We start from the raw sequence: 3327 nt of genomic DNA, 5'->3' as shown, positions 1-3327 counted from the left end.
CCCAGGACGGCGCCCGGCTCGACCACGACGGTGTCGTCCTCGGCGGCCTCGGCGGCGGTGATGGCGCGATCCAGACGGATCGGGCAATGCAGCAGGGCCGAGGCCCGTGCCCAGGCGGCCTGAGACTCGTTTGATAGGATGACGGCGGCGTCAGCCGGCGCCGCATCGAGCGCCGATGGCGGCACGATCACGCAACCCGCCTTCGTCTCAGCCAGGGCGGCGGCGAACCTGCGGTCGCCCAGAAACGCAATCGCGCCCCGGTCCGCACTGGACAGGGGCGCGACGGCCGAGACGATGACCTCGCCGCCCCGGACCACCTCCCCGCCGATGTGCTCGGCGAGGGCGGCGACCGTCAGGGGCGACAGGGTCTCAAAAAACCTCGGATCGGGCATGGCCCGCCTTAGGATTGCGGCTGGGCCGGAACCGGCATGCGGTTGAAGCTCAGCGTCGGCAGTTGGGCGTTCAGGCGCTGGATGACGGTGTCCGTCACGTCCATGGCCGGGTTCATGATGAAGACGCTCTCGCGGTCGATCATGATGCCGCAGCCCTTCTCCTGATAGACGGCGACCAGCAGCGGCTCGATGGCTTCCGAGATCTTCTGGCGCTGCTGAGCCAGGGTGTAGCGCAGCTCGTTGTCGCGAGTGCCTTCCAGTTGCTGGGCTTCCTGGATGCGGGTCTGCAGTTGCTGGCGGCGCTGGTTCATCTGGTCAGCCGGGATGGTCGCCGCTCCCTGTTGCAGAGCCTGAGCTTCGGTCTGGATGGCGGTGGCGTAGGGCTGGAGCTCGCCCTGAACTTCCTGCGCCAGCTGCTCCATGCGGGTCTGCACGGCCTGACCGACCGTCGACTGGGCCAGAACACGCTGGTTGAAATAGACGCAGACGCCGGGGATGGCCGGACCGGGGTTGGCCGGGCCTTGCGTCTGGGCCAGGGCGGCCGAAGCGGTCAGCGAAGCGAGGGCGAAGGCGCCGATAGCGATGAGTTTCATAATCTAAGCCTTGGTGGCGGCGGTCAGACCGCGGTTAGAACTGGGTAGAGGTCGAGAAGCGGAAGGTCTCGGTCTTGTCGTAGTCTTCCTTGGACAGAACCTTCGACAGGTCGAAACGGATCGGCCCCATCGGCGAACGCCAGTGAATGCTGACGCCGGCGGCCGCACGCAGCGACAGCTCATCGACGATGTTCGGGTTGCGCAGTCCCGTCGCCGGATCAACCAGGTAGCGGTCGTCCAACTTGCCGATGGTGCCGAAGTCGGCGAACAGCGAGGTCTTGATGCCGTATTCGTCGGGCAGGTAATTCGGCACCGTCAGTTCAACCGTGCCGATGGCGTAGAAGTTGCCGCCCAAGGCGTCGGTCGTGGTCAGGTCGCGTGCGCCCATACCCGCCGTCTCGAAGCCGCGGAAGGTGTTGCCGCCCTTGAAGAAGCGGTCGTTGATGCGGATCGGATCGCCGTTCCAGCCGCTGACATAGCCCGTCTGGCCCTGGACGCTGACCACCCAGTTCGGACGGATGCCGTAGTACCAGGACGCATCGGCCTCGGTCTTGATGTAGTTCACGTCGCCGCCGATGCCGGCGAAGTCCTGGCGCAGCGAGGCGGACCAGCCGCGCGTCGGTCGGACCGGGTCGTTCAGGCGGTTCACCAGCAGGGTGTAGCCCGCCGAGGAGTTGATGTAGGAGCCCGCCTGGTCACACAGGGCCGACGAACCAGCGCCCACGCCGCCGCAATAGCCGAACGGAATGACGACCTCGTCGTCCTTCAGGAAGTAGCGCGCGCTGAACGAAGCGTAGCCGTTCAGCGGATAGGTGACGCGCACCCCGCCCCCGGTCGAGCGATAGTCGTAGGACGAGTATTTGCTCAGGTCATAGCGCATGTGGAACAGGTCGAAGCCCGCCCGCACGTCGCGCCCCAGGAATTTGGGCTCGGTGAAGCGGAAGTCGATCTGCTGGCGCAGCGAGCCCCATTCGGCGCGCGCCACGACGTTCTGGCCTCGACCGCGGAAGTTGCGTTCGGTGATGCCCAGGTTCAGCACGAAGGAGTCGACCGAGCTGAAGCCCGCGCCGACCGACAGTTCGCCGGTGGGCTGTTCTTCCACGGTGACGTTGACGACCGAACGGTCCGGCGCGCTGCCGCGCGTCTCCTCGATCTTGACGTCCTTGAAGAAGCCCAGGGCGCGCAGGTTGTTGCGCGAACGCTCGACCAGCGAACGGTTGAAGGCGTCGCCCTCGCCCACCATCAGTTCACGGCGGATGACGCTGTCCAGGGTGCGGGTGTTGCCGACCACATTGATGCGGTCGATGTAGACGCGCTGGCCCTCGCGCACGTTGAAGGTCACGTTGACCGTGTCCGTCTCAGGATCCGCGCGATAGGTCGGATTGATCTCGACGAAGGCGTAACCGGCCGAACCGGCGGCGAAGGTCAGGGTGTCGACCGCCGCCTGGATGCGATCGCTCTCATACAGATCGCCCGAACGGATCGGCAGCAGCATCTGCAGGAAGTCGGCGTTCAGGCGGTCGTTCTCGGTGACGACCTTGATCTCGCCGAAGTTGTAGCGGTCGCCCTCGTCCACCGTGACCGTCACGCCGAAGGCGCTGTTGTCCGGCTTCAGCTCGGCCACGGACGACAGGATGCGGAAGTCGTAATAGCCGCGGTTCGTGTAGAATTTCCGCAGCTGCTCGCGGTCGTAGTCGATCCGGTTCGGGTCGTAGTTGTCGTTCGAGCTGAACAGACGCCACCAGGCCGACTGCTTGGTGACCATGACCTGACGCAGGTCGCTGTCCGAAAACGCGGTGTTGCCCAGGAAGGTGACGGCGGCGATGCCGGTTTCAGGGCCTTCGTCGATCTCGAACACGACGTCGACGCGGTTCTGCTCCAGCTGGACCAGCTTGGGCGTGACGGTCGCCGAGATGCGGCCCGACAAGCGGTACAGTTCAACGATCTTGCCGACGTCTTCCTGAACCCGCGCGCGGGTGTAGATGCCGCGCGGGCGAATGGTCACTTCATCGCGCAGCTTCTTCTCGGCCAGGGCCTTGTTACCCTCGAACGTCACCTGGTTGATGATCGGGTTCTCGGCGATCTCGACGATCAGGTCGCCGTTGGCCTGAAGGCCGATCTGCACGTCCGCGAACAGACCCGTGCGCGACAGAGTGCGCACCGCAACGTCGATGGTCACGGCGTCGATGGTGTCGCCGGGCTGGATCGGCAGGTAGGACAGCACCGTCGTCTGATCGATACGCTGGTTGCCGCGCACCACGATGCGGTTGACCACGGCGCGCTCGGCCTGCGGCTGCGCCATCTGCACCTGCGGCGTCTGGGCCGCTGCAGCGGGCGCTGGG

At 65.7% G+C, this 3327-nt stretch carries 3 protein-coding genes; all 3 read right to left on the bottom strand.

What is annotated here, in order from left to right:
• On the bottom strand, nucleotides 1-392 hold a 392-nt coding region (locus tag BDIM_RS05745; RefSeq protein WP_040346613.1), incomplete at its 3' end, for an LpxD N-terminal domain-containing protein.
• 8 nt (nucleotides 393-400) lie between these two features.
• On the bottom strand, nucleotides 401-985 hold the full coding sequence (locus tag BDIM_RS05740; RefSeq protein WP_003164619.1) for an OmpH/Skp family outer membrane protein: 585 nt from the start codon (nucleotides 983-985) through the stop codon (nucleotides 401-403).
• Between the two features lie 34 nt (nucleotides 986-1019).
• On the bottom strand, nucleotides 1020-3327 hold a 2308-nt coding region (bamA, locus tag BDIM_RS05735), incomplete at its 5' end, for an outer membrane protein assembly factor BamA (RefSeq protein WP_081461847.1).

Origin of the sequence: Brevundimonas diminuta ATCC 11568, from assembly GCF_000204035.1 — a bacterium.
GTDB lineage: Bacteria > Pseudomonadota > Alphaproteobacteria > Caulobacterales > Caulobacteraceae > Brevundimonas > Brevundimonas diminuta.
Note: the sequence above shows the minus strand (reverse complement) of the source record. Positions and strands in the feature narration are given on the sequence as shown.

Excerpts from the sequence above, each read along its gene's own strand:
- BDIM_RS05740 (WP_003164619.1), bottom strand. The coding sequence starts at position 985 with ATGAAACTCATCGCTATCGGCGCCTTCGCCCTCGCTTCGCTGACCGCT.